Below are 22630 nucleotides of genomic sequence, written 5' to 3' on the forward strand. Positions count from 1 at the left end.
GAACCATCTGCGACCACCATTCCCCTCGCGAAAAGAAGCCCAGTGCTCCGATACATCACGCGCAGAACGCTGATGATGATCCCGGTCCTCATCATCATCTCCATGATCGTCTTCTGGATCATCCAGCTGCCGCCGGGTGACTACGTCTCCACGTACGCTCGCCAGCTCGCAGAGGAGGGGGACCAGCTCTCCGCTGCCGACCGCGAAGCGTTGAGACAGCGCTTCGGACTGGACCTACCGATCTATCAGCAGTACCTGAACTGGATCTGGGGGATTGTCAGTCGAGGCGACTTCGGCTACTCCTTCGCCTACGCAAGACCCGTCATCGACGTGGTCGAGCAGTACATGGTGATGACCATCATCGTCTCGGTGGCGAGCTTCCTGTTCACGTACTTCGTGGCCATCCCGATCGGCGTGTACTCAGCCATCAAGCAGTACTCAGTGGGTGACTACGTGTTCACCACCATCGGGTTCTTGGGGATGGCGACGCCGAACTTCTTGCTGGCCATCATCCTGATGTACTTCTCGTTCACCTGGTTCGGCGATCCCATGTTGGGACTGCAATCGGCTGAGTACCGCGGTGCCGACTGGTCCGTGGGCCGGGTCCTGGACCTGCTCAAACACCTCATCATTCCGATCGTGGTGATCGGCACCGCCTCGACCTGTGAGCTCATCCGCGTGATGCGCGGGCAGATGCTGGACGAGATGAACAAACCGAATGTCATCACGGCTCGCGCCAAGGGCGTGAAGGAGTCACGAGTCATCCGGAAGTACCCGCTCCGGGCCGCGCTGAATCCGATCGTCTCCACCATCGGCTGGTCGCTCACGGCCATCTTCACCGGATCCACGATCACCGCCATCGTGCTGAACCTGCCCACCCAGGGCCCGGTCATGCTGGACGCCATGCTCGGCCAGGACATGTACCTCGCGGGCACCTGGTTGTTGTTCATGGCGGTGCTGACGGTCATCGGAACACTCATCTCTGACATCCTCCTCGGCTGGCTGGATCCGCGGATTCGCGACGAAAGAACCAGGAGCTAAGCACATGGCGTTCAGCATTCCGAACACTGGCCTGCTCCGACCACGGAAAGAAGCCCCGAAGTCAGCGGACCCGCTCTCCCCGACGGGAGACGCACGCAAGGAGTCGTACTACGCGGCGGGCCAATGGCGGCTCATGTGGAAGAAGCTCCGCGCTCACCGCCTGGCGCAGATCTCCATGGTCATCCTGGGCGCGCTCTACCTCGGCGCCCTCTTCGGAGGATTCATCGCTCCATACGGTCTGCAGAGCTACGACTCCTCCTTTGTGGATGCGCCGCCGACGCCGATCCGCCTCTTCCATGAGGGCGAGTTCATCGGCCCCCACGTCAATGGGCTCGAGCGCAGCCGGGATCCTGACACCCTGCGGACGATCGTGGTCCCGGACGAGTCCGAGGTGCATCAGCTCCGGTTCTTCACCGAAGGTCGCGAGTGGAGTTTCTTCGGTCTGTTCTCATCGACGACCCACCTGTTCGGTGTGGACGACCCGGGTCGTGTCTTCCTCTTCGGCACGGACTCGATGGGCCGTGACCTGTTCTCGAGGATCGTCCTCGGCTCGCAGGTCTCACTGTCCATTCCGCTCGTCGGCGTGGGGATCAGCTTCGTTCTCGGGCTCGTCATCGGATCCGTGGCCGGCTACTTCGGCGGCACCATCGACTTCATCATCCAGCGGCTGATCGAGATCCTGCGTTCATTCCCGACACTTCCTTTGTGGATGGCGCTGGCCGCAGCGATACCGTCGCGAATACCAGTGGTTCAGATGTTCCTCTACATCACGATCATCCTCGCATTCGTCGAATGGACCACACTGGCGCGCGTGGTGCGGTCGAAGTTCGTGTCATTGAAGAATGAGGACTACGTGATGGCGGCGCGTGTCTCGGGCGTCCATGACTTCAAGATCATTGCCGTCCACCTCGTTCCGGGGTTCATGTCCTACCTCGTGGTCGCTGTGACGCTTGCCATCCCCGCCATGATCCTCGGCGAGACGGCGCTCTCCTTCCTCGGCCTCGGCATTCAGGCGCCGGCGACGAGTTGGGGCGTCCTGCTCCAGGAGGCGCAGAATGTGGCCAGTGTCGCCTACTACCCCTGGAAGTTGATACCACTCGGTTTCGTGATCATGACTGTCCTGGCATTCAATTTCCTCGGTGACGGCCTGCGGGACGCCGCGGATCCGTACAAGTAAAGGATGATGATGACTGACATCGCAACGGACGGTTCCCGGAGCCGCGTTCAGCGTGGAGACGAGACGCTCTCTGTGAAGGATCTTCGCGTCCATCTGCCCACAGAGAATGGGACACTCAAAGCGGTCGAGGGGGTCACCTTCACACTCCGTGCCGGCCGCACTCTGGGCCTGGTGGGTGAGTCAGGATCAGGCAAGTCGATGACGGCGAAGACACTGTTGCGGCTGAACCCGAAGCAGTTCGTGGAGAGTGGCGAGGCCAACCTCGCAGGCCATGGCGAGGATGACGAGCTGGAGCTGTTGTCGTTGCCGGTCGACGGCCCGGTGATCCGCAGTGTTCGTGGCCGTCGCGTCGCCATGATCTTCCAGGAGCCCATGACGGCGTTCTCGCCTCTCTACACCATCGGCAACCAGATCATGGAGGCGGTGCTTCTTCACCGCACTGACGATCCCAAGGAAGCGCGTAGAATCAGCATCGAAATGATGGACAAAGTCGGTATTGCTGATGCTGAGCGACGTTTCGACCAGTACCCTCACGAGTTCTCCGGTGGTATGCGTCAACGTGCCATGATCGCAACCGCGCTGAGTTGCAATCCCGAGGTGCTGATCGCCGACGAACCGACCACGGCGCTCGATGTGACGATCCAATCCCAGGTGCTGGAGCTCATGCGGCAGCTGCAAGAGGATCTGGGCATGGCGATTCTATTCATCACTCATGATCTGGCCGTGGTGGCGGAGATGTGCGATGAGGTCGCCGTGATGTACCTGGGAAAGATTGTTGAGCATGCTCCGGTTCGTGAGGTGTTCAGGAATCCGCAGCACCCGTACACGCGAGGTCTGCTCAACTCCATCCCCAAACTCGGGCGTGGTCGCAGTGAACGCCTGGAGGTCATCCCCGGAGTTGTCCCACAGGCGATTGATATGCCACCGATGTGTGGTTTCTATGGCCGCTGCTCGGAGCGCCTGGACGATGTCTGCGGTACCGCCAATCCCGTCATGACGGAGCTGACTGAAACGCACGTGGTGCGGTGCTTCCTGCACGAACCCGATCGGGTTGAGCAGTTGCGGGGCGCCGCCGGCAGCGGACCGCACGAGCCGAGGGAGGAGTCCGCATGACTGCTGTGGATGCCAGTGAGAGTCCGGCGGCGCCGGCGGGCGCACGATCGCCGATGCTCCGGGTCGAGCAGCTCACCCGCGAGTTTCGAGTCGCGAAGAACCTGTCCTTCCCCGCCGTGGACGAGGTCAGTTTCACCCTCCACCAGGGCGAGACCCTTTCGGTGGTGGGCGAGTCGGGTTGTGGTAAATCGACCCTCGGTCGATGCATCGTGCGGGGGATCGAGTCGAGCTCCGGTGAGGTCAACTACACGCCGCCCGGCGGTGAAGAAGTTGACTTTCTCAAGTTGAAGGGCCGGGATTTCAAGCAGGTCCGCAAGGACATTCAGATGATCTTCCAGGATCCGTTCTCGTCGCTGAACCCCCGGCACACGGTGTTCGAGATCATTGCTGAGCCCTTGCGGGCGACCACGAACATGTCGAAGGCGGAGCTGCGGGGCAAGGTCCGCGAGATCATGGCGAAGGTGGGGCTCGACCCGTCACATCTGCGTCGCTATCCGCACTCGTTCTCCGGCGGTCAGCGCCAACGGATCGGTATCGCACGCGCTCTGGTCACGAATCCGCAGGTCATTGTTGCCGATGAGGCCGTGTCGGCTCTTGACGTGTCCATCCAGGCCCAGATCATCAACCTCCTCCGGGATCTCCAGGAAGAGCTCGGGCTGACGTACCTGTTCATCGCGCACGATCTCTCGATCGTCGAATACATCTCCGATCGTGTCGCCGTGATGTACCTGGGTCAGATCGTGGAGTTGGCCGAGACCTCGGCCATCTTCTCGTCGCCGAGGCATCCCTACACGGAGATTCTGCTGTCGGCGGTCCCTCAGCCGGATCCGGACGTGCGCAGGAAGCGCATTGTTCCGAAGGGGGAGGTTCCCAGTCCGGCGAGCCGCCCACCCGGGTGCTTGTTCGCTCCTCGTTGCCACTATGCGACCGAGCGGTGTCATGAAGAACGCCCGTCCTTGCGTGAGGTCGAGGAAGGGCGGTTCAGCGCCTGCCACTATGCGGAGGAGCTGAGCCTGCGCGGGCTGGCGCAGCTGTCGGTGACTGCCGGAGATGACGACATGGAGGCGCGGGAGGATCCCGCGCGTGAGGCGGAACTCTGAGCGGAGTTCTGGGGTGGCCCCGGCTCGCATCCGGTGTCCGTAGCCCGTTTCCAGGGAGTTGTCGGGCCTCGGTGCCCGAGAGCCCGGCCGAGGATGGATGAATGACGACGAGGGAGCGTGATGACGAGTTCATCCGATGAGGAGTCCGGGACGCGGTTGCGGTCGTGGACCCACGACACCGGAGGCGCCGAGGCCGGTGGTGCGGGTCGAAGGACACGGTTCTACTCGGAGTACGAACCGCGGTTCGAGTCACTGACGGACGGTTTCGACCGGCATGTACTCGACCGGAGCTTTCCGTCCGACGGCCACGGAGGCCACGATTTCATCCCGCTCCTTCGGGGTTTTGACGTCCTCCTCGAGGACCACCCTGAGATTCTCGAGCGCGACCGCGCCCAGGTCGTCGAGATCAGCCGCCAGGCTCGATCGGACCCACGATTGCAAGATATGGCGCGCCAGGGGCAATACGAGGACCAACTGCTCACTCTGCACACTGGGCTGGGAGAGCAGCTCGGCCCGGTCTACCTGGAGTGCATGCTTGCCGGAAAGGCTCCGAGGACGTACCAGCTGCTGTCGAAGTATCGCCCCCACGGCCGTGTGGGCGGCGAGGGGGCCTCGTGCAACCCCGCGAAGGCGCACTGGGCGGACCGGAGCTTGCGCCCGTACCTGCAGGTGGCCGACCAGCTGGAGTCCTACGACTTTGACGACGGTGACGCGCACGCCGGCCTCGACGGTTCCTTTCCGTCCGGCCATACCTCCGAGGCCTACTGGCAAGGCCTGATGCTGGCGACCTTCCTCCCGGAGGTGGCAGCGGGGATCCTGGCACGAACGGCCGATGCCGGCCATTCCCGAGCCGTCATGGGGGCCCACTTTCCCCTGGATATCATCGGTGGCCGGATCATGGGCAGCTATATCGCTGCGAACCGTTGGAGTGACAGGGAGTTCCGACCACTGCTGCTGGACGCTCGTGCTGAACTGCGGAGCGTGCTGGAAGCGGAGTGCGGGGCGCCTCTCGCCGAGGTGGCGAAGGCGGATCAGCCCTACCTGTCCGATGGTGAGGCTCGCAGGTGGTACCGGAGCTTGCTCACCTACGGATTCCCCCAGATCGGCGATGGAGGTCAGCGGCTCGAGATCCCTGCTGAAGCCCCAGCTCTGCTGCTGGGGGCGCATCCCTCCCTTGACGAGCAGCAGCGCGCTGACGTCCTGAGAGCCACGGCTGTGGATTCCGGCTACCCGCTCGACATTCGGGGCGAGCACGGTGGCTGGCAGCGTCTCGACCTGATGGCGGCGATGACCGCCCGCGTGACCGTGGGCGCGGATGGCGCCGTTCAGGTTCACTGACCCGGTCGTGAGGCCTGCGGCTCGGGGTGAGCCGTCCGGCCGAAGAGGTGACCAGGTTCCTGAGGCCTGTGGTGCCGGTCGAGTGGCTCTACCCGGTCGAGGTGCCCGACGTGCCGGCGTCGCGGGCGAGATGAAGCTCGACGCCGGCACGGGAGATCGCCTCGCTGAGCTCGTGCGGCGGGGCGACGTCGGTGACGAGATGGTCGGCGGCGTCCAGGGACGTCAGGAGCGAGAACTGAGTCCGGTAGAACTTGGTCGAGTCCGCCACGACAACCACCGTGGTCGAGCGACGGATCAGCTGACGCATCATGGAGGCCTCTCCGAGGTTACTCACGGAGTAGCCCTCCGGTGTCACGCCGCCGACCCCGATGATCGCCAGGTCGAAGTGCACCATGCCCGGAGCGTCAGCGTCGGGGAATGAGGCGAAGCCGATGGTGACCTGGGAGCTGAACCGGACATCCCCACCGAAGACGTAGAGATTCCGGACCGCTTGCTGGGGGATCTCGACGGGGATGCTCAGATTGTTCGTGGCCACGGTGAGGTTGCGGTGCGCGCCCAGGTGCTGGGCCACGGCGAGGGTGGTGGTACCGCCGTTGAAGGCGACCACCGCCTCGCTGGGAATCAGCTGCGCGGCGCGGGCGCCGATGGCGCGCTTCTCCGGCTCTTTCAGCTGCTGGCGGATGCGGATCTCCCGATCGGGGCTGTCCAGCACCGAGTTGGCCACGGCACCGCCACGGGTGCGGGTCAGCATGGAGCGCTTGTGTAATGCGATGAGGTCCCGTCGGACCGTGTCCGCGGAGACCGCGAACTCCTCGGCGATGTCGTGCACGCTCGCCTGTTGCACCTGCTCCACGTACTCCACGATGCGCTCGCGCCGCACAGCAGGGAGCTCTGCGCCGTTCGACGTTGTCATGACCTCTTCATCCACCGTTCCACCTTTGTCCGCTGCTTCGAACCTACAAGCCGGGACTGCCACCTGCCGAGCAACGCCGTCGTCGCGACTGCGCAGGATCAGGCATAACCTTGCACGAACGGGCAGCACTGTGCAACTATCTGCATGCAGCCGGCATCCCCGGGCATGACACCGACGTCATGCTCTCGCCGGCGAAGGCTCTTTGGAGGAAGACATGAACAGAGTTGTTCAGACGAACTCGCGGCGCCGTCGGGCCACGCTTGTCGCCTTGCCCGCAGCCCTTGCCCTGGTGGCGACGGCATGTGGTTCCGACAGCAGCGCCCCCGAGAACCCGGATACGGGCGGAGAGGCCGATGCGGGAGGTGAGACTGTGACCATCGAGTTCATGCAGTGGTGGGAGCCGGAGCTCCCGGATGGAGCGCTGCGAGGACTCATCGAGCAGTTCGAGGCAGAGAACGAGGGCATCGAGGTCGAGTTGCTCTCCAGCCCCTATGGAACTGTGCGTGACCAGATCGTCGCCGGCGCCGCCGCGCAGACGATGCCCGATGTGCTCGGCGTCGACGGCTCCTGGGTGCACGACTTCGCGACCCAGGGCTCGATCGGAGATCTGAGCGCGGCCATGGCCGATGCGGACTACGACGACTCCGCCCTCGCTGCCCAGATCCAGGTGGATGGCGCCACCTACATGATCCCCGTCGTGAACTTTGCCTACCCCATGTTCGTGAACAACGACATCCTCGATGCCGCTGGAGTCGAGGTCCCGACCACCTGGGATGAGTTCGCGGAGACGGCGCAGACCGTGCACGAGGAGACCGGATCGGCGGGCTTCGTCACCGCCCTGACCCTGGAGCGCTCGAACGGCGTGCACATCGACGTGCTCCCCTGGATGTGGGCCTCGGGCGGGAGCATGCTCACCGATGACGGCGGGCCGGCGATCAACAACCCCGAGGTGGCTGCCAACGTCGAGTTCATCAAGGAGATGTGGGACGACGGCGTGCTCGCGCCGGGTGGTCTCACGATGGCCGAGCAGGACAAGGTCGAGGAGTTCACCAACGGCCGGGTCGCGATGATGGTGTCCTCGCTGGCCCACATCAATCTCATCAGGGAGAACAACCCCGACCTCGACTTCTCCGTGGTTCCCATGCCGGTGCAGGAGGGCTACACCGGCGAGTCGGGCATCCGATACGCCTCCTGGGGCATCGGCATGGCCGCGAACACCGAGCACCCCGAGGAGTCCTGGAAGCTGATCGAGTTCCTCATGAGTGCCGAGCCGAATGCGGACTTGAGCGGGTACGCCAACGGGTTCCCCGGGAACTCGGAAGCGACCCCTGACTTCAGCGATGCGGACCCGCTCTTCGAGGACGCCTTCGAGATCTGGGATGCCGGCTATCCGGTCAGCGAGTTCACCGGGCTTCCCATGGCTGATGAGCTGATGCGCATTTTCAACGAGGAACTGCAGCGGATTCTCGCTGAGGACAAAGACATCCAGGATGCCCTTGATTCCGTTCAGGAGCAGTGGGAAGAGATCCTCTAGTCCCGTCCGCAGGAACGAGAACACCGCATCGCGTTGCTGTGTTGCTGAAGGGACATCGCATGTCGAAGCAGACCCTCGAGGCTGAGCCGGTTGTCAAGCACGCAGCCAGCCTTTCCTCGACGGCGAGCAAGGGGGTCGGGCGCAGGACATTCTCTGCGCTCGGCTTCCTCTCGCCGACCCTGATCCTTCTGGCCGTTCTGATGGCGTTGCCGATCGGTATGGTCATCTGGTACTCGCTGCAGAACAACGTCATCACCAATCCCGACCCCGAGTTCGTCGGCCTCCGGCACTATCGGGCCATTCTGACCGACCCGACGTTCCACGCCGCGCTGAAGAACACCGCCGTCTTCGTGTTCGCCTCCGTCGCGGCCCACCTGGTCATCGGGCTGACGTTCGCCATGCTGCTCAACACGAGGTTGCTGCCACCCTGGGTGAAGGCGGTCTTCCGGGCGATCTTCGTTCTGCCCTGGTTGATGACCGTGGCGATCGTCGCCGTCCTGTGGCGGCTGATCATGAACCCCAATGGCGTGTTGAACTACGTTCTCGACACCACGGGGATCATCAGCGAACCCCAGGAGTGGCTCTCGGATCCGCGCCTGGCGCTGTTCTCGGTGGTGCTCATCAGCATCTGGAACGGCTACCCGTTCTTCATGATCAGTCTCCTGGCGGGACTGCAGGGAATTCCTGATGAGCTCTACGAGGCGGCTTCGGTGGACGGTGCCGGGCCCATCAGGAGGTTCTCCTCGATCACGATTCCGCAGTTGCAGCCCATCATCATCTCGATGGGGTTGCTGGACCTGATCTGGACCTCCCATCAGTTCGCGCTGATCTGGATGACCACCGGCGGTGGGCCACTCGACCGCACGGAGATGCTGTCGACCTACACCTACAAGAACGCCTTCATGCAGTACCAGTTCTCCACCGCATCGGCGAGCGCCGTCGTGGTCCTGGTCCTCACGGCGCTCCTTGCAGTTGCCTATGTGCGCCACCAGAGGGCGAGGGATTGACATGGCTCAAGACAAGACACTCGCACACCGGTCCGGCGGTGGCGCCGGGGCGCGAACGGGGATGAGCCGGGCGGCCCGGCGCCGGACGGCGATGATCCTCACCCTCATCGGGCTCCTGGTGGGTGCGGTGTTCGCAGGCGCACCTGTGCTGTGGATGCTGTCCTCATCCTTCAAACCGAATCCGGAGGTCTTCGCCTATCCGCCCCGGTTCCTCACCGAGTCCTTCACGATCGAGGCGTACACCAGCATCCTGAATGATCCACGGCAGCTCCGGTTCTTCTTCAACTCCTATCTTGTGGCGATCTGTGTGGCGCTGCTGAGTCTCCTGGTGGCGGTGCATGCGGCCTACGCATTCAGTCGGTTCGAGTTTCCGGGGAAACGGCTGATCAATGTCATCGTCATCTCGGTTCAAGCCGTGCCGCCGGTCACCCTGTTGATCCCGTACTTTGGGCTCATCGTCACGCTGGGTCTTTACAATCGGTACCCAGGGCTCATTCTGACCTACATGGTTCTGACTCTGCCGTACGCCATCATCATGATGACGGGATATTTCAACACCCTGCCCCGGGAGCTCGATGAAGCGGCGCGGGTTGACGGGACCTCCTCGTTCGGCGTGCTGTGGCGGATTCTGATCCCGATCTCGGCCCCCGGTCTGGTCTCGGTGGGGATGTACACGTTCATGCTCGCGTGGAATGAGTTCCTTTTCGCGCTGACGTTGACGCGTACCGACAATATGCGCACCGTGCCCGTGGGCATCCAAATGCTCATGGGGCAGCATTCGTTCGATTGGAACCAGATGATGGCGATGAGCGTTCTGGGTTCCCTTCCGGTGCTGGTGCTGTTCACCTTCTTCCAGCGGTACTTCATCGGAGGAATGACCTCCGGTGCGGTGAAGCACTAGGCGTCCGATGATGAGAGGATCGACTGAAAAATGACACTCGTAACAGGGGCTGAGCTACTGGCGGTTGCCAGTGAGCACGGGTTTGCAGTGCCCGCATTGAATTTGTCGGATTACAATATGATGATTGCCGCCTTCGAGGTCTGCGAGGAGGTCGGCTCGCCGCTCATGGTCGCGCTCGGCCCGAAGGAGGGGGGCTGGATCGGTGAGGATTTCATCCCGGCGATCCTCGCCCGGGCTCACCGATCCTCCGTTCCCACGGCGCTGCACTGGGATCACGGCAACGATCTCGACGAGGTCATCCGCGCCATCCGGCTCGGCTACACCTCGGTCATGATCGACGCCTCGTTGCAGCCCTTCGAGAAGAACGTCGAGGTCACCGCCGAGGTGGTCCGGATCGCACGTGCCGCAGGAGTGTCGGTGGAAGGAGAGCTCGGCACGATCGGGAAGACCGAGGGCGCCGATGAGGGCGGTACCGACGACATCCTCTACACCGAGCCTGATGAAGCGGTCACCTTCGCGGAACGCACCGGTGTCGACTCCCTGGCGATCGCGATCGGCACCCGGCACGGCATCTACCCACCTGACCTGAAACCCGAGCTCAAGCTGGACCTGCTGGACTCCATCGATGCCGCGGTCGACGTGCCGCTCGTGCTTCACGGCGGATCGAACAATCCGGACGAGGAGATCAGGCAGGCGTGCACCCGGGGCATCAACAAGGTGAACATCTCCTCAGACATCAAGGGAGCTTTCTACGACGGCCTGCGCGAGACCCTCCAGGACCGCTCCATCCGGGACCCGCGGATCGTCGTACCTCCGGCCATGGAGTGCGCCCGTGAGCTGGTCCGCCACAAGATCGGCCTGTTCGGGTCGGCCGACACCCTTCAGCACTACGGGCATTGAGCCCGCCCACGATTAGGAGCCCCCATGCTGCTCAACGGCCGTCAACTGCTCGAGGTCGCAGCCCGCGACAACTTCGCCGTCCCGGCGTTCAACATCAGCGACTACTCCATGATGAACGCCGTCTTCGATGCCTGTGAGGAGGCAGACGCCCCGTTCATCCTCGCGATCCACCCCGATGAGATGTCCCACCTCCGACGTTCGGCGATGCCGGCGTTCATCGATCGAGCGCACCGCTCCAGCGTGCCCACGGCGATCCACTGGGACCACGGCGCCAGCTACGAGCAGGCGCTGATGGCCATTCAGTACGGGTTCACGTCGGTCATGATCGATGCCTCGCTCCTTGCCTTCGAGGAGAACATCGCCCTCTCGACGCAGGTGGCGGAGGCGGCGCACGCCGTCGGCGTCTCGGTCGAAGCCGAGCTCGGCACGATCGGCAAGGGGGACTCGTACGGAGAAGCGGGCGCCGATGACATCATTTACACGAACCCGGCCGATGCGGTGCAGTTCGTGGAGCGCACGGGCGTCGACTCGCTCGCGGTGGCGATCGGCACCCGCCACGGCCTGTATCCCGAGAGCCTCACACCGGAGCTCAGGCTCGACCTTCTGGACGAGATCGATGCTGCGGTCTCCGTCCCCCTCGTGCTCCATGGTGGCTCGAACAACCCCGACAGGGAGATCGCTGACGCATGCCGCCGGGGCATCAACAAGGTCAACATCTCCTCGGACATCAAGGTGGCGTACTTCTCTGCCATGCGTGAGGTGCTCAGCGATCCCAGCATGAGAGAGCCCAATGCCATCCAGCCGGCATGCCAGCAGGCCCTGACCGCGGTGGCGATCCACAAGATCGAGCTCTTCGGTGCCGCTGGCCGGGCCTCCAGCTACTGATCCGGAGCGGGCGATGAGTCAGGCGATCCTGCTCGGCATGGGGAGTTGCGTCGATGCCGAGGTCCAGTGGGACGCTGACGCGCTGAGCGAACTGGCCTCTCAGTGGCAGGTCGATGCCGGCATGGGCGTGGAGCACGAACCGGTGATCAGCTCGACTCGAGCGCTGGTCCAGCGGATCGTCGACTGCCTGCGACGGGGTGCGGGCGGTGAGTGGCACGTGGACGACCCGGTGATCCTCACGCAGGTGTCCGCGCACTTTGCCACCAGGGTGTCGCTGGGTGGATCCAATGTGCGTGCGGCCATTGCGCTGGACCGTCTCGGACGGCGGTCCACGGTGCATCTTGCCCACGTCGATGATCAGGTGCGCGAGCTCCTGCCGCGCAGCGTGGAGTACCTCCACCACGAGTCTGCAGCGCCGTCCTATCCCCACCTGATCGTGCAGTACCCGCAGGGCGCGGTCATCGAGATCGGGGGTATGACGCTGACCGCCCCGCGGGCCAACCGCTTGATCTTCGTCCACGATCCCGCCAACTCCGAGCTGAGGGTGGCTCCCGATTTCGGTGAGGCCGCGGCACATGCGCGGTTGATCATGATCTCGGGGTTCAACACGATCGAGTCCGAGGATCTGCTCCGTCGCCGGATCGAGGAACTGATCGAGTACCTGCGCGCTCGCCCGGCAGACGCGATGGTGGTCTACGAGGACGCCGCCTTCCATCATGACGAGAGGCGCGCCGTCATCACCCGGCGACTGGCCGCCGAGGTGGACCTGTGGTCGATGAACGAGGACGAGGTCGCGGCCTACCTCAACATGCCCTTCGATCCGCTCGATGCGACCGCCGTGGATCGGGCAGCGCGCAGCCTCCGCGCCCATCTCGGTGTGCGGACCGTCATCGTGCATAGCGGCGAATGGGCGCTCGCGCACGGTGACGTCAGTGGGCTCACTCCGGCCCTGGAGCTCGGCGTCAAGGCGGCCACGGCACGCTACGTCCACGGCGACCAGTGGAATGTCACCGACTTCCGCAGATTCCCCTGCCCTGGCCCCGAGGACGGTGGCGCTGTGCTGGCTGATCGCATCGAAGCGCTCGGAGGCGGTCACACCGCCGTCGTTCCCGTGCCGCAGGTCCAAGCACAAGACCCCACCACGATCGGGCTCGGCGACACCTTCCTCGGTGGTCTGCTCGCTGGCCTGGCCCTCGCTCGTGACGTGTGACCGGAAGGCAGGCCATGGCTCCCCACTCCTCACCGCGTGACTGGCGGTCGTTCTACAGCGCGCTGGTCGAACAGCAGGCGACCCTCATCGAGAGGGCCGGACCTCTCGTGGCCGGGTTCAGCGCCACCACCGATGCCGTGCACCGGCTCTCAAGTGCCGATCTGCAGCGGCTCATGCTCGGCACGGTCGGTGGGTCGGAGGCGTTCCGGAACGGGATCGCCACGCTGCGGGAGTGGCTCCGGGCTGGGCGGGACGGTGAGCTGTTCATCGACGATGAGTCAGGGGAGGAGCTGCTGGAGCAGCTGGCCGGTCCGCCGGCGCTCCTTCAGTGCGGTGGGACGTCGATCCAGGCCTGCTGGAGCTGGTCCGCCCTGGGGCTTCAGCCCCTTCTCTCGCTGCAGAATCGCAGTGCTCGGCAGCTGGATGCGACACCCCCCGGCGTGCAGGTCCTGGGGCCTTCAGGGCCCGAGCCCGTGCGCCGGGCCGAAGCCGGTGATGACGCTGTGGTGCCCTCCAACCACGTCTTGGAGTTCTCTCGCGGTACGCGCGGTGGCGACGTCACCATCGAACGCTCGAGCAGGATCACCGTGGTCCTGACCAGAAAGCGCCTGCAGATGGACGAACGTTTTCTGCGGGACTCCCCGGCCCATGTCCGCGGTGGCGTGGCGCTGGTGTCCGGCCTCAACGGCCTCGGGCGCGCCCGTGAGGTGGTCCTGCCGATCCTGGCCGAGACGGTCGCCCGGTGGCGTGAAGCCGGTGCACGACTGGTGCATCTTGAGCTCGCTGAGTACTCCCACGGGCAGGAACTCGCCCGCGTGATGGAGATCGTCGGCCCCCACGTGCAGTCCGTGGGGATGAACGGTGACGAACTCAGCCGGCTGGTCGGCCCGGGCACGCCGGCCGAGGCTGCCCATGACTTCGCGCAGGCCCACGATCTGCGCCGGGTGGTCGTCCACTCCGATCGCTGGGCGATGAGTGTGCATCGGGGCGATCCGCGCAGTGAGGAGCGCGCCTTGGCGGCGGGGAGCCTTGCGGCGGCCAATCGAGCGGAATCGGGACAGCCGCGGGGGGTGTGGACTCTTCCGGCCGCAGCGTCCTTCGCTGAGGGCGGCCCTCGATCCGGCAGCCTCGGCAGCGGATATCACGCCACTGTGGTGAGCACGCCCTACCTGTCCGCTCCGCACTCCACCATCGGCCTGGGGGACACCTTCGTCAGCGGTGACCTCCTGGCCCAGGCGAGCCCGGCCTGACGGCCATGACCCCCCGACGTGCTCCAACTCCGTCTCATCAACCCTTGGAGGAACTCCCATGACCATCCCGCAGACTCTGACCGGCCGCCGTGTGATCATCACCGGTGGCGGCGTGGGCATCGGACGTGCCATTGCCGAGCGCTTCGTCGGTGCCGGCGCCACGGTGTCGGTGACGACCCACAGCCGCTCCGCCGAGGAGGTCGTGGCAGAGGCCGCCCGGCAGGGCATCACCCTGCTTGGTGCGCGGCTCGATGTCACCGACAGCGCAGCCGTCACCCGAGTGGTCGATGACCTGGCGGCGCGGATGGGCGGTCTCGACGTCGTGGTGAACAATGCCGGAGGCCTGGTGGCCCGGCATCCGCTGGCCTCAATGAGCGATGAGCACTGGGATGCCGTCTGGAAACTGAATGTGAGTTCGGTCTTCTACGTCTCGCGTGCCGCGCTGCGTCACCTCGGAGAGGGCGGCCGGGTCATCAACATCTCCTCTCTGGCCGGTGCGAACGGGGGCTCGGGCGGTGCGGGCGTCTACGCGACGTCGAAGGCGGCCGTGGACGGGTTCACCCGGACGCTCGCCAAGGAGGTGGCTGCAGCGGGGATCACCGTGAACTCGATCGCCCCCGGCCTGATTCTCGAGACCCCCTTCCACGAGACCTTCACGCCGGTTGCCGATCAGGAGAAGGCGATCGCGGGCATCCCGGTCGGCAGAGCCGGCCTCCCGGCTGATGTGGCCTGCGCGGCGGAGCATCTGGCGCGCAGCGACTCGGGCTTCACGACCGGAGCCGTGCTCGACGTCAACGGCGGTGCCTACTTCTCCTGATCTGGCCGCGGAGCGGCCCCACGGTGGGTGGGTGCTCCCTGATCCGGTGCCGGTCGGGAGGCCCGCCCCGCCTGCACGGCGGGCAACCTGAGTCTGCGCGCCTCGTGGACCGCCCGGGCGAGCGAGGCCCGCACCGGGAGGCTGGGCAACAGCATGGCCTGCACCGCGTGGTAAATGTCGGCCTTGCCGGGGCGGACCCGGGCGTCGGGGCGCAGGGCCTCGTCGAGCTCGTGATGCCACGAGCCGCGCTCGCGGTCGAGGTGGTGCTCGCCGATGTAGCTCCACAGCCGCGCACGCCACTGGGCGTAGCCGGGTTCGCCGGTGCGCTGATGGAGCACGGTCGCGGCCGCCATCGCCTCACATTGCACCCAGTGCAGGCGCTGGCGGATCACCGGCGCGCCATCCCAGCCCACGGTGTAGATCAGGCCGTTCGTGCCGTCCGGGGCCCAGGCCTCGTCGACGGCCCTGGAGAAGAGCGATCGCGCCGCGCCCAGCAGATCGAGACCGGCGCCCGCTCCGCTGGACTCCAGGTGCAGGAGCAGCCGGGCCCACTCGCAAGCATGGCCGGGCGTCGCACCGTAGGGCTTGAAGGGGTCCTCCTTGTGCGCGGAGTTGTGCTCAAGCAGGGGGCGCCACGCCACGTCGTAGTGCTCGGGCAGCCGCCACTCGTGCTGCTCGGCTGCTGGGAGGATCCGGCCAGCGATCTGCGCAGCCCGCTCGGCCCACTGGGCCTCGCCGCTGGCATCGGCGGCTGCCAGCAGTGCCTCGACGCTGTGCATGGCGGCATTGGCGCCCCGGTATCCGGCCGAGGTGGTGAAACCGCGGTCCCACTCCTCGATCGGCATCTGCATCGACTTGTCCCAGAAGTAGCGATCGAAGACGGCGAGAGCCTCCGCGAGAAGCTCCGGGGCGTGCGGCCGGCCGGCGAGGGTGGCCGAGGAAGCTGCCAGGATGACGAAGGCGTGCGGGTAGGCCCACTTGGCCCCGTCCGCCGGTGTTGCCGAATCTGAATCCACCGCGGTGAACCAGCCGCCGTACTCGGCGTCGGCAAAGAGGTCTCGTATCGCTGCGATGCCGTGATCGGCCAGTTCCCCGGCGCCCGGGACATCGAGCATGGCGCCCAGAGAAAAGGAGTGGGTCATGCGGCCGGTGACGTACAGCGGCCGGGGGTGCGCCGGCATCGGCGTCCCCTGGGCGTCCATCCAGCCGAACCCCCCCGCACTCAGCCGCGACCCCGCACCGAAGGTGAGCAGGTGGCTGGCCTCGGCCAGCATCTCATCGGCGCCATGTGCCGTCACGACATCACCCCTCCACCATTGACGAGCAGGGTCTGGCCTGTGATGAAGCTGGCCTCGTCGCTGAGTAGGAAGCGCACGGCGGGCGCCACCTCCTCGGCCCGGCCGAACCTGCCTTGGATCATCCGGGCGGTCTTCCTGGTCTGCCACTCCTCGGAGTAGCGCTCGGTCATCGGTGTGCGCAGAGGCCCAGGTGCCACGGCGTTGCATCGGATCTGCGGTCCGAGATCATGCGCGACCGCGCGGGTGAGGCCGAGGATCCCAGCCTTCGAGGCCGCGTAGGCGCTCAGGCCCGGGCCGCCGGAGTAGGCCAGCTGGGATGCCACCGTCACCACCGCCGGCGCTCTCGCCTGCCGGAGCCACGAGCTGACGGCCGCAATGGTGCGGTAGGTGCCGTCGAGGTTGACGTCCATGGTGCGGCGCCAGATCTCGGCCATGCGTGGTCCGTCGACCGCTTCCTCCGTCATCACGCCGGCATTGGCGACGAGCCCGTCGAGTTGCGGCCAGCGTTGCCGAGCATGGCTCACCGCATCGCGGACTGATTCCTCGGAGGTGACATCGAGCTCGAGCCGGTGCACCTCGGGCCCCTCGTCGATGCTGTCACCGGCACCGGGAAGGTCTGCGGCGAGCACGCGTGCTCCCGCGGACGTCAAGGAGGTGACGATGGCGGCGCCCAGTCCGCCGCCGGCGCCGGTCACGAGAATCACCCGGCCATCGAGGCAAGCGAAGCGATCATCCGATGCGGCTGCGGTGACGGAAGAGCAATCCATCGTTTCATGCTACGGTACAAACTCCCACGAAGCGAGAGAGGCTCCCATAACGTGGAAGTTGAGCGGAACATGCTGACCAAAGGTCTCGATGTGCTCCAGCACTTCGCTGCCCGCCCCCATGGCGATACCGCCAGCGGTGTGGCGCGCGAGCTCGGGCTTCCCCTGAGTACGGCGCACCGGCTGGTGTCCACTCTTGCCAAGCGCGGGTGGCTGACGCGTACCGACATGACCTATCGCATGGGCCTGCAAGCGCTCGGAGCGGCGGGCGCGGTCTTCGAGGGTCGTCGTCTGACCGATCTGCACGGCGCGATCGCCGATCTCTCCGCCCGGCTGCGCGAGACGGTCATCCTGGGAACGCTGACCGGCGAGGAGTTCGTCTACGTGGATGTGGTCCACGGCCCCGGCCTGCTCGGGGTGAAGGGCAGTGTGAGTCAGCGCGGACCGCTGCACTGCACGGCAGTGGGCAAGGGGGTGCTCACGGCCCTGCCGCGCGAGCGACGCGAAGAACTGATGGGCCGCCTGGAGATGCCCCGCTTCACCAAGCGCACCATCACCGACGTCGAGTCCCTCCGGCGCGAGATCGATCGGGGCGTTGAGCGCGGCTACACGCTCGCCGATGAGGAGTACGAGGTGGGGGTCGTCTCCATCGGCACCCCGCTGAGGCTGATCAACGACCCCGATGGTGCCTACGCCATGTGCGTCTCCGTTCCCGCGCAGCGGGCCAATCCGGAACGCCGTGCCGAGTTCAAGGCCGCGCTCGAGGACACGGTGGCGACCATGCAGACCGCCGGAGTCGTTGCGCGATGAGCACGCGCACGCACGCCGAGCTGTCGCCTGTCTCTCTTCCGGCCGGCGCCCATGCAGACGAAGCCCGCCCGCCTGGCCGCTGGGGCCCCAAGCCGGTCGTGAGTCCGGCGGAGGTCGCCGCTCAGCTCCCGGACGACGCCACCGTGCTCGTCGGCGGCTCCGGGGGAGGTCTGCAGGAGCCAGGGGCACTGCTGGAAGCAGTATCCGAACGTTTCCGCGCCGAGAACGCGCCGCGTCGCCTCACCCTCTGGCACTGTTCCGGGGTGGGGGACCGGGAAGAGACCGGAATGAACCTGCTGGCCCACGAAGGTCTCGTCAAGCGGGTCGTCGGTGGTCACTGGGGCATGGGGCCGAAGATGGCCGCCCTGGCCGAGCAGGAACGTATCGAGGCCTACAACCTGCCGCAGGGAGTCATCTCCCAGCTGCTGCGCGAGGTCGGCGGACGTCGCCCCGGATTGGTGACCACCACGGGCCTGGGCACCTTCGTCGACCCGCGTCTCGAGGGCGGCCGCCTGAACGCCGTCACCACCGAGGACCTCGTCGAGGTGGTCGAGCTCGGGGGGAGTGAACACCTCTTCTACCGGGCGCCGCGCTTCGATGTCGCTCTGCTGCGCGCCACCGCTGCGGACGAGTACGGCAACCTCAGCTTCCACGAGGAGGCCGCCCTGCTCGAGGCCTTCTCGGTCGCGCAGGCGGTGCAGGCCTGCGGGGGAAAGGTCCATGTGCAGGTGAAGTACCTCGTGGAGGCGCACTCCTTGCACCCGCACCGCGTCAAGGTCCCCGGCAGCCTGGTGGACACCATCTCCGTGGTGCCCGAGCAGCCGCAGACCGCGCGACAGTACTTCCAGCCAGGCTTCACCGGCCAGAGCCGGGTGCCCATCACCAGCTTGCCCGTCCTGCCCTCCGGTCCCCGGCGCATCGTCGCCGAGCGCGCTGTCGAGGAGATCGCTCCCGGTTCGGTGGTCAACCTCGGGGTGGGTATGCCGGACGGCATCGCCCAGGTCGCTGCTGAGCGCGGCATGCTCCGTGATCTGGCCTTCGCCGTCGAACAGGGGCACATCGGTGGGTCACCGGCCGGTGGTGTCGAGTTCGGCGCGGTCTACAACGCCACGTCTTCCATCGACGCCGGCTACCAGTTCGACTACTTCGACGGAGGCGGACTGGACATCGCCTTCCTCGGCATGGCCGAGGTCGACCGGTTCGGCAACGTCAATGCCAGCCGCCCCCGCGGCACGATCTCCGGGGCAGGCGGTTTCATCAACATCAGCCAGGGCACGCGACGGGTGGTCTTCTGTGGTGCCTTCACCGCCGTGGGCGCGAGCTTCGACGTCGGTGACGGCGTGCTGGCCGTGCGCTCCGAAGGGCGGATCCGCAAGTTCGTACGGGACGTCATTCAGATCACCTTCAGTGCCGAACGTGCCCGCCAGCTGGGTCAGGAGGTTCTCTACATCACCGAACGAGCCGTCTTCCGCCTCGGCGAGGACGGACTGGAACTCATCGAGGTCGCTCCCGGCATCGATGTCCACGCTGAGGTCCTCGACCTCATGGACTTCACTCCGCAGGTCGCCGATCCGGCACTGATGGACCCGCGGTTCTTCCACACCCACCACCGTCACCAGCACGAGTGACCAACGGCTAGAAAGGCCTAGTCAGATGACCATGACAAAGAAGTCTTCCGGAATCGCCCTGGCTGCCAGCGCCACCGCTGCAGCCCTCGTGCTCGCCGCATGCGGCGACAGCAATGGCACCGACAACGGCAACGGCACCGGCAACGGCGGCGACGCCGGAGGCGGCGGCGTCGAACACACGCTCATCGCCGGACACCAGCTCGCCGTGGACACCCCCTTCGACGCCGGCATGAACCGCTTTGCCGAACTGGTCGAGGAGAAGACCGAGGGCCGGGTGGTCGTGGAGGTCCATCCGAACGCCGCCCTCGGCAACGAGCCGGAGATGTTCCAGGGACTGCAGAGCGGTTCGATCGACGTCGGGATCTTCGCGCCCGGCTCCATCGGGGAGTTCGCCCCGGAGATGAGTCTGCTGTCCGTGCCCTTCCTGATCATTGACCGCGACCAGCGCGACACCGTCATCGCGGGCGAGATCGGCCAGGAGCTGGCCGACGCCCTCTTGGAATCCACCGGCACCCTCCCCCTGACCTACTTCGGGGGCAGCTACCGCCAGATGTTCTTCACCGACCCGGCCGATTCGTGGGACGACGTCCAAGGGCGTCTCTTCCGGGTGCAGCCCTCCGACATCCTGGTGGATTCCTACGCCGCCGTCGGTCTGGACCCCACCGCCGTGGCGTACACCGAGCTGTACAACGCACTGCAACAGGGAGTCGTCGACGGCGCCGAGAACGAGTCGGTCTTCATCGACAGCCAGAACTTCTTCGAGCCGGCGCCCAACCTGTTGCAGACCAACCACGAGGTCACCATCCGGCCGCTACTCATCTCCGAGGCCAGCCTCGACTCCCTGGGTGAGGAGCTCGCCGGACTCGTGCGTGAGGCAGCCGAGGAGACTGGGGAGTACCAGCGCGCTCTGGAGGCTGACGAGGACGACGCCATGTTCATCGAACTCGGCGAACGCGACGGCGTCACCATCACCGAGATCGACACGGCTCCGCTCATCGAGCAGATCCAGCCCGTCTGGTTCGACTACGCCGAGCAGTGGGAGGTCGAGCACCTCTTGGAGCAGATCATCGAGCTGCGGCCCGAGAGCTGAGAGATGAAGCGCCTCGTCGACCACCTCTACCGGGTGGTGGTCATCCTGTGCGCCGTGGCTCTGGCGGCCACCGTGGCCATGGTGGCCTTCCAGATCCTCGGCCGCTATCTGCCCTTTGTTCAGCGCGCGCTGTGGACCGAGGAACTGTCCCGCATGGGCCTGGTGTGGCTGGTCTTCCTCGGCGCAGCCGCCGGGGTGCGGACCTCGGACCACTTCCTCATCGATCTCATTCCCCGGCGGCTGGGTCCGCAGCTCAAGCGGGTGCTGGCCACGCTGGGACTGGCGCTGGTGGCGGCAGTCGCCGTGGCGCTGCTCGTGGGCTCGATCCCCTTCGTCCAGACCGGCACCGGCCGCACCTCGACCACGTCGGGCATGTCGTTGGTGTACACCTACCTGGCTCCCGCCGTCTCGGCCGTCCTGATGCTCGTCTTCACCATCCAGGTGTGGTGGGAAGCCATGCAGGATCCCGAGAACAAGGGCTTGCAGCTTCGGGGCACGGAGATGGCTGAGCAGGTCGAGCTCGATGACCTGGGTCTCGGCGATGTGCCCCCTGCGGGGGGTGAGGGTCCATGGGTGCGCTGACCGTCCTCATCGCGATCGTCCTGATCTTCCTACTGGCGAGTTCGCTCCGGGTCCCGGTGGCCTTCGGGTTGATCCTGGCGTGCCTGCCCTTCGTCTTCCTCCATCAGCGGTTGAGCCTGGAGGTCTTCGTCCAACGAATGTATGCGGGTCTGGACTCCTTCGTTCTGCTGGCCGTGCCCTTCTTCATCCTGGCGGCCACCATCATGATCGCCTCCGGGGTGACCGATCGGCTGATCGACTTGGCGCGCATGCTCGTCGGCTGGATCCGCGGCGGACTCGGCATCGTCAATGTCGGAACCTCCATTGGGTTCTCCGGAATGTCGGGTTCCTCCACCGCCGACGTGGCCGGCACGGGCTCGGTGCTGATCCCGCAGATGGTCAAGCGGGGGTACCCGGCCGGCTTCGCCGTCGGCATCACCGCCGCCTCGGCGGTGATCAGCACCGTGATCCCGCCGAGCATCCAGCTGATCGTGTGGGGCTCGCTCACCAACACCTCGATCGGTGCCCTCTTCCTGGGCGGCATCGTGCCGGGGCTGATGATCGGCGTCGGTCTGATGGTCGCTGCCTACGTGGTGGCGAGGCGGAACGGGTACCCGCGGGAGAAGTCCTTCAACCTGCGCGCCGCCGCCGTCGCCTTCGTGCGAGCGCTTCCGCCGCTGGGCATCGTGGTGATCGTCCTGGGTGGCTTCCGGCTGGGATGGGTCACCGCCACCGAGGCTGCGCTGCTCGCCGTGGCCTACGCCCTGTTCCTGGCGCTGGTGGTCTACCGCACCGTCTCGCTCCGGCAGCTGGGTGGGGTGTTCGTCTCCGCCTCGAAGATGACGTCACTGGCGCTCTTCGCGCTCGCTGCCGCGTCAGTCCTCGCCTACGTGCTCACGCTCTACCAGGTGCCGCAGCTCTTCCGCGGCATGGTCGACGTGGTCCCGGGATGGGCCCTGCTCGGGGTGATCGTGCTGATCCTCTTCGTGATCGGGCTCTTCATGGATGCCCTGCCGGCCATGGCGATCATGATCCCGGTGCTCGGCCCGGCTGTGGTGGCTGCGGGGATCGATCCTGTGCACTACGGGATCATCGCTGTGATGACCCTGGCCCTGGGCTTGATCACCCCGCCGGTCGGCCTGTGTCTCCTGGTGGCCTCCTCCATCGGGAAGATCTCTGTGGTCCAAGCCATCAGACCACTCATGCCGTTCTTCCTCGTGCTGCTGATCGTGATCGCGCTCTGTGCGGCCTTCCCGCAGATCGTGCTCTTCCTCCCCGAATTGCTGGGCTGAC

General features: G+C 65.7%; 21 protein-coding genes. 18 read left to right on the forward strand and 3 right to left on the reverse strand.

What is annotated here, in order from left to right:
* Positions 1-42 precede the first annotated feature (42 nt).
* The 5 genes from EDD31_RS07490 to EDD31_RS07510 all read left to right on the forward strand — a co-directional run bounded on the left by EDD31_RS07490 (position 43) and on the right by EDD31_RS07510 (position 5769).
* On the forward strand, positions 43-1041 hold the full coding sequence (locus tag EDD31_RS07490) for an ABC transporter permease (RefSeq protein ID WP_123303599.1): 999 nt from the start codon (positions 43-45) through the stop codon (positions 1039-1041).
* Between the two features lie 4 nt (positions 1042-1045).
* Positions 1046-2218, forward strand: a complete 1173-nt coding sequence (locus EDD31_RS07495; protein ID WP_123303600.1) for an ABC transporter permease — start codon at positions 1046-1048, stop codon at positions 2216-2218.
* Between the two features lie 9 nt (positions 2219-2227).
* Positions 2228-3331: an ABC transporter ATP-binding protein gene (locus EDD31_RS07500; RefSeq protein ID WP_123303601.1), complete on the forward strand. Its 1104-nt coding sequence runs from the start codon at positions 2228-2230 to the stop codon at positions 3329-3331.
* The gene (locus tag EDD31_RS07505) at positions 3328-4431 is read left to right on the forward strand and encodes an ABC transporter ATP-binding protein (protein WP_123303602.1); all 1104 of its coding nucleotides are present in this window, start codon (positions 3328-3330) and stop codon (positions 4429-4431) included. The genes EDD31_RS07500 and EDD31_RS07505 overlap by 4 nt, the downstream gene beginning before the upstream one ends.
* Before the next feature lie 120 nt (positions 4432-4551).
* Positions 4552-5769: a phosphatase PAP2 family protein gene (locus tag EDD31_RS07510; RefSeq protein ID WP_123303603.1), complete on the forward strand. Its 1218-nt coding sequence runs from the start codon at positions 4552-4554 to the stop codon at positions 5767-5769.
* Between the two features lie 88 nt (positions 5770-5857).
* Here EDD31_RS07510 and EDD31_RS07515 read toward each other — a convergent pair whose 3' ends face one another.
* Complete coding sequence (locus EDD31_RS07515) at positions 5858-6682, reverse strand: DeoR/GlpR family DNA-binding transcription regulator (protein WP_148058897.1); 825 nt, start codon at positions 6680-6682, stop codon at positions 5858-5860.
* A gap of 214 nt (positions 6683-6896) precedes the next feature.
* On the opposite strand from EDD31_RS07515, the gene EDD31_RS07520 reads away from it, so the two are divergent.
* The 8 genes from EDD31_RS07520 to EDD31_RS07555 all read left to right on the forward strand — a co-directional run bounded on the left by EDD31_RS07520 (position 6897) and on the right by EDD31_RS07555 (position 15186).
* Complete coding sequence (locus EDD31_RS07520) at positions 6897-8216, forward strand: ABC transporter substrate-binding protein (RefSeq protein ID WP_123303605.1); 1320 nt, start codon at positions 6897-6899, stop codon at positions 8214-8216.
* 59 nt (positions 8217-8275) lie between these two features.
* The gene (locus EDD31_RS07525; protein WP_123303606.1) at positions 8276-9223 is read left to right on the forward strand and encodes a carbohydrate ABC transporter permease; all 948 of its coding nucleotides are present in this window, start codon (positions 8276-8278) and stop codon (positions 9221-9223) included.
* Between the two features lie 61 nt (positions 9224-9284).
* On the forward strand, positions 9285-10124 hold the full coding sequence (locus EDD31_RS07530) for a carbohydrate ABC transporter permease (RefSeq protein WP_123303607.1): 840 nt from the start codon (positions 9285-9287) through the stop codon (positions 10122-10124).
* 30 nt (positions 10125-10154) lie between these two features.
* Positions 10155-11024: a ketose-bisphosphate aldolase gene (locus tag EDD31_RS07535; protein WP_123303608.1), complete on the forward strand. Its 870-nt coding sequence runs from the start codon at positions 10155-10157 to the stop codon at positions 11022-11024.
* Between the two features lie 24 nt (positions 11025-11048).
* Positions 11049-11909 carry a ketose-bisphosphate aldolase gene (locus EDD31_RS07540; RefSeq protein ID WP_123303609.1) on the forward strand — a complete coding sequence of 287 codons (861 nt, stop codon included), beginning with the start codon at positions 11049-11051 and terminating at the stop codon, positions 11907-11909.
* A 13-nt stretch (positions 11910-11922) separates the two neighbouring features.
* On the forward strand, positions 11923-13119 hold the full coding sequence (locus tag EDD31_RS07545) for an ADP-dependent glucokinase/phosphofructokinase (protein WP_123303610.1): 1197 nt from the start codon (positions 11923-11925) through the stop codon (positions 13117-13119).
* A gap of 14 nt (positions 13120-13133) precedes the next feature.
* A complete protein-coding gene (locus tag EDD31_RS07550) occupies positions 13134-14369 on the forward strand; it encodes an ADP-dependent glucokinase/phosphofructokinase (protein ID WP_123303611.1) in 1236 nt (411 codons plus the stop codon).
* 58 nt (positions 14370-14427) lie between these two features.
* Complete coding sequence (locus tag EDD31_RS07555) at positions 14428-15186, forward strand: SDR family NAD(P)-dependent oxidoreductase (RefSeq protein WP_123303612.1); 759 nt, start codon at positions 14428-14430, stop codon at positions 15184-15186.
* Here the strand turns inward: EDD31_RS07555 and EDD31_RS07560 are convergent.
* Both EDD31_RS07560 and EDD31_RS07565 read right to left on the reverse strand, forming a co-directional pair.
* Positions 15174-16484: an AGE family epimerase/isomerase gene (locus EDD31_RS07560; protein ID WP_245991031.1), complete on the reverse strand. Its 1311-nt coding sequence runs from the start codon at positions 16482-16484 to the stop codon at positions 15174-15176. The genes EDD31_RS07555 and EDD31_RS07560 overlap by 13 nt on opposite strands.
* Entirely contained in the window at positions 16481-17251 is a 771-nt protein-coding gene (locus tag EDD31_RS07565; protein ID WP_123303613.1) for an SDR family NAD(P)-dependent oxidoreductase, read from the reverse strand. Before EDD31_RS07565 ends, EDD31_RS07560 begins: the two co-directional genes overlap by 4 nt.
* Before the next feature lie 69 nt (positions 17252-17320).
* Between EDD31_RS07565 and EDD31_RS07570 the strand changes: the two genes are divergently transcribed.
* From EDD31_RS07570 to EDD31_RS07590, 5 genes are read left to right on the forward strand one after another with little or no spacing between them, the layout of a single operon-like run.
* Positions 17321-18058 (forward strand): IclR family transcriptional regulator, encoded by a 738-nt coding sequence (locus EDD31_RS07570; RefSeq protein ID WP_170163236.1) that lies wholly within the window; start codon positions 17321-17323, stop codon positions 18056-18058.
* Complete coding sequence (locus EDD31_RS07575) at positions 18055-19686, forward strand: acyl CoA:acetate/3-ketoacid CoA transferase (RefSeq protein WP_123303615.1); 1632 nt, start codon at positions 18055-18057, stop codon at positions 19684-19686. Before EDD31_RS07570 ends, EDD31_RS07575 begins: the two co-directional genes overlap by 4 nt.
* Before the next feature lie 31 nt (positions 19687-19717).
* Positions 19718-20776 carry a TRAP transporter substrate-binding protein gene (locus EDD31_RS07580; protein ID WP_170163237.1) on the forward strand — a complete coding sequence of 353 codons (1059 nt, stop codon included), beginning with the start codon at positions 19718-19720 and terminating at the stop codon, positions 20774-20776.
* A 3-nt stretch (positions 20777-20779) separates the two neighbouring features.
* Positions 20780-21358 (forward strand): TRAP transporter small permease, encoded by a 579-nt coding sequence (locus EDD31_RS07585; protein ID WP_123303617.1) that lies wholly within the window; start codon positions 20780-20782, stop codon positions 21356-21358.
* Positions 21346-22629, forward strand: coding sequence for a TRAP transporter large permease (locus EDD31_RS07590; RefSeq protein ID WP_123303618.1), 1284 nt, complete (start codon positions 21346-21348; stop codon positions 22627-22629). The genes EDD31_RS07585 and EDD31_RS07590 overlap by 13 nt, the downstream gene beginning before the upstream one ends.
* The last annotated feature ends 1 nt before the right edge of the window (position 22630 follow it).

Origin of the sequence: Bogoriella caseilytica, from assembly GCF_003752405.1 — a bacterium.
Lineage (GTDB): Bacteria > Actinomycetota > Actinomycetes > Actinomycetales > Actinomycetaceae > Allobogoriella > Allobogoriella caseilytica.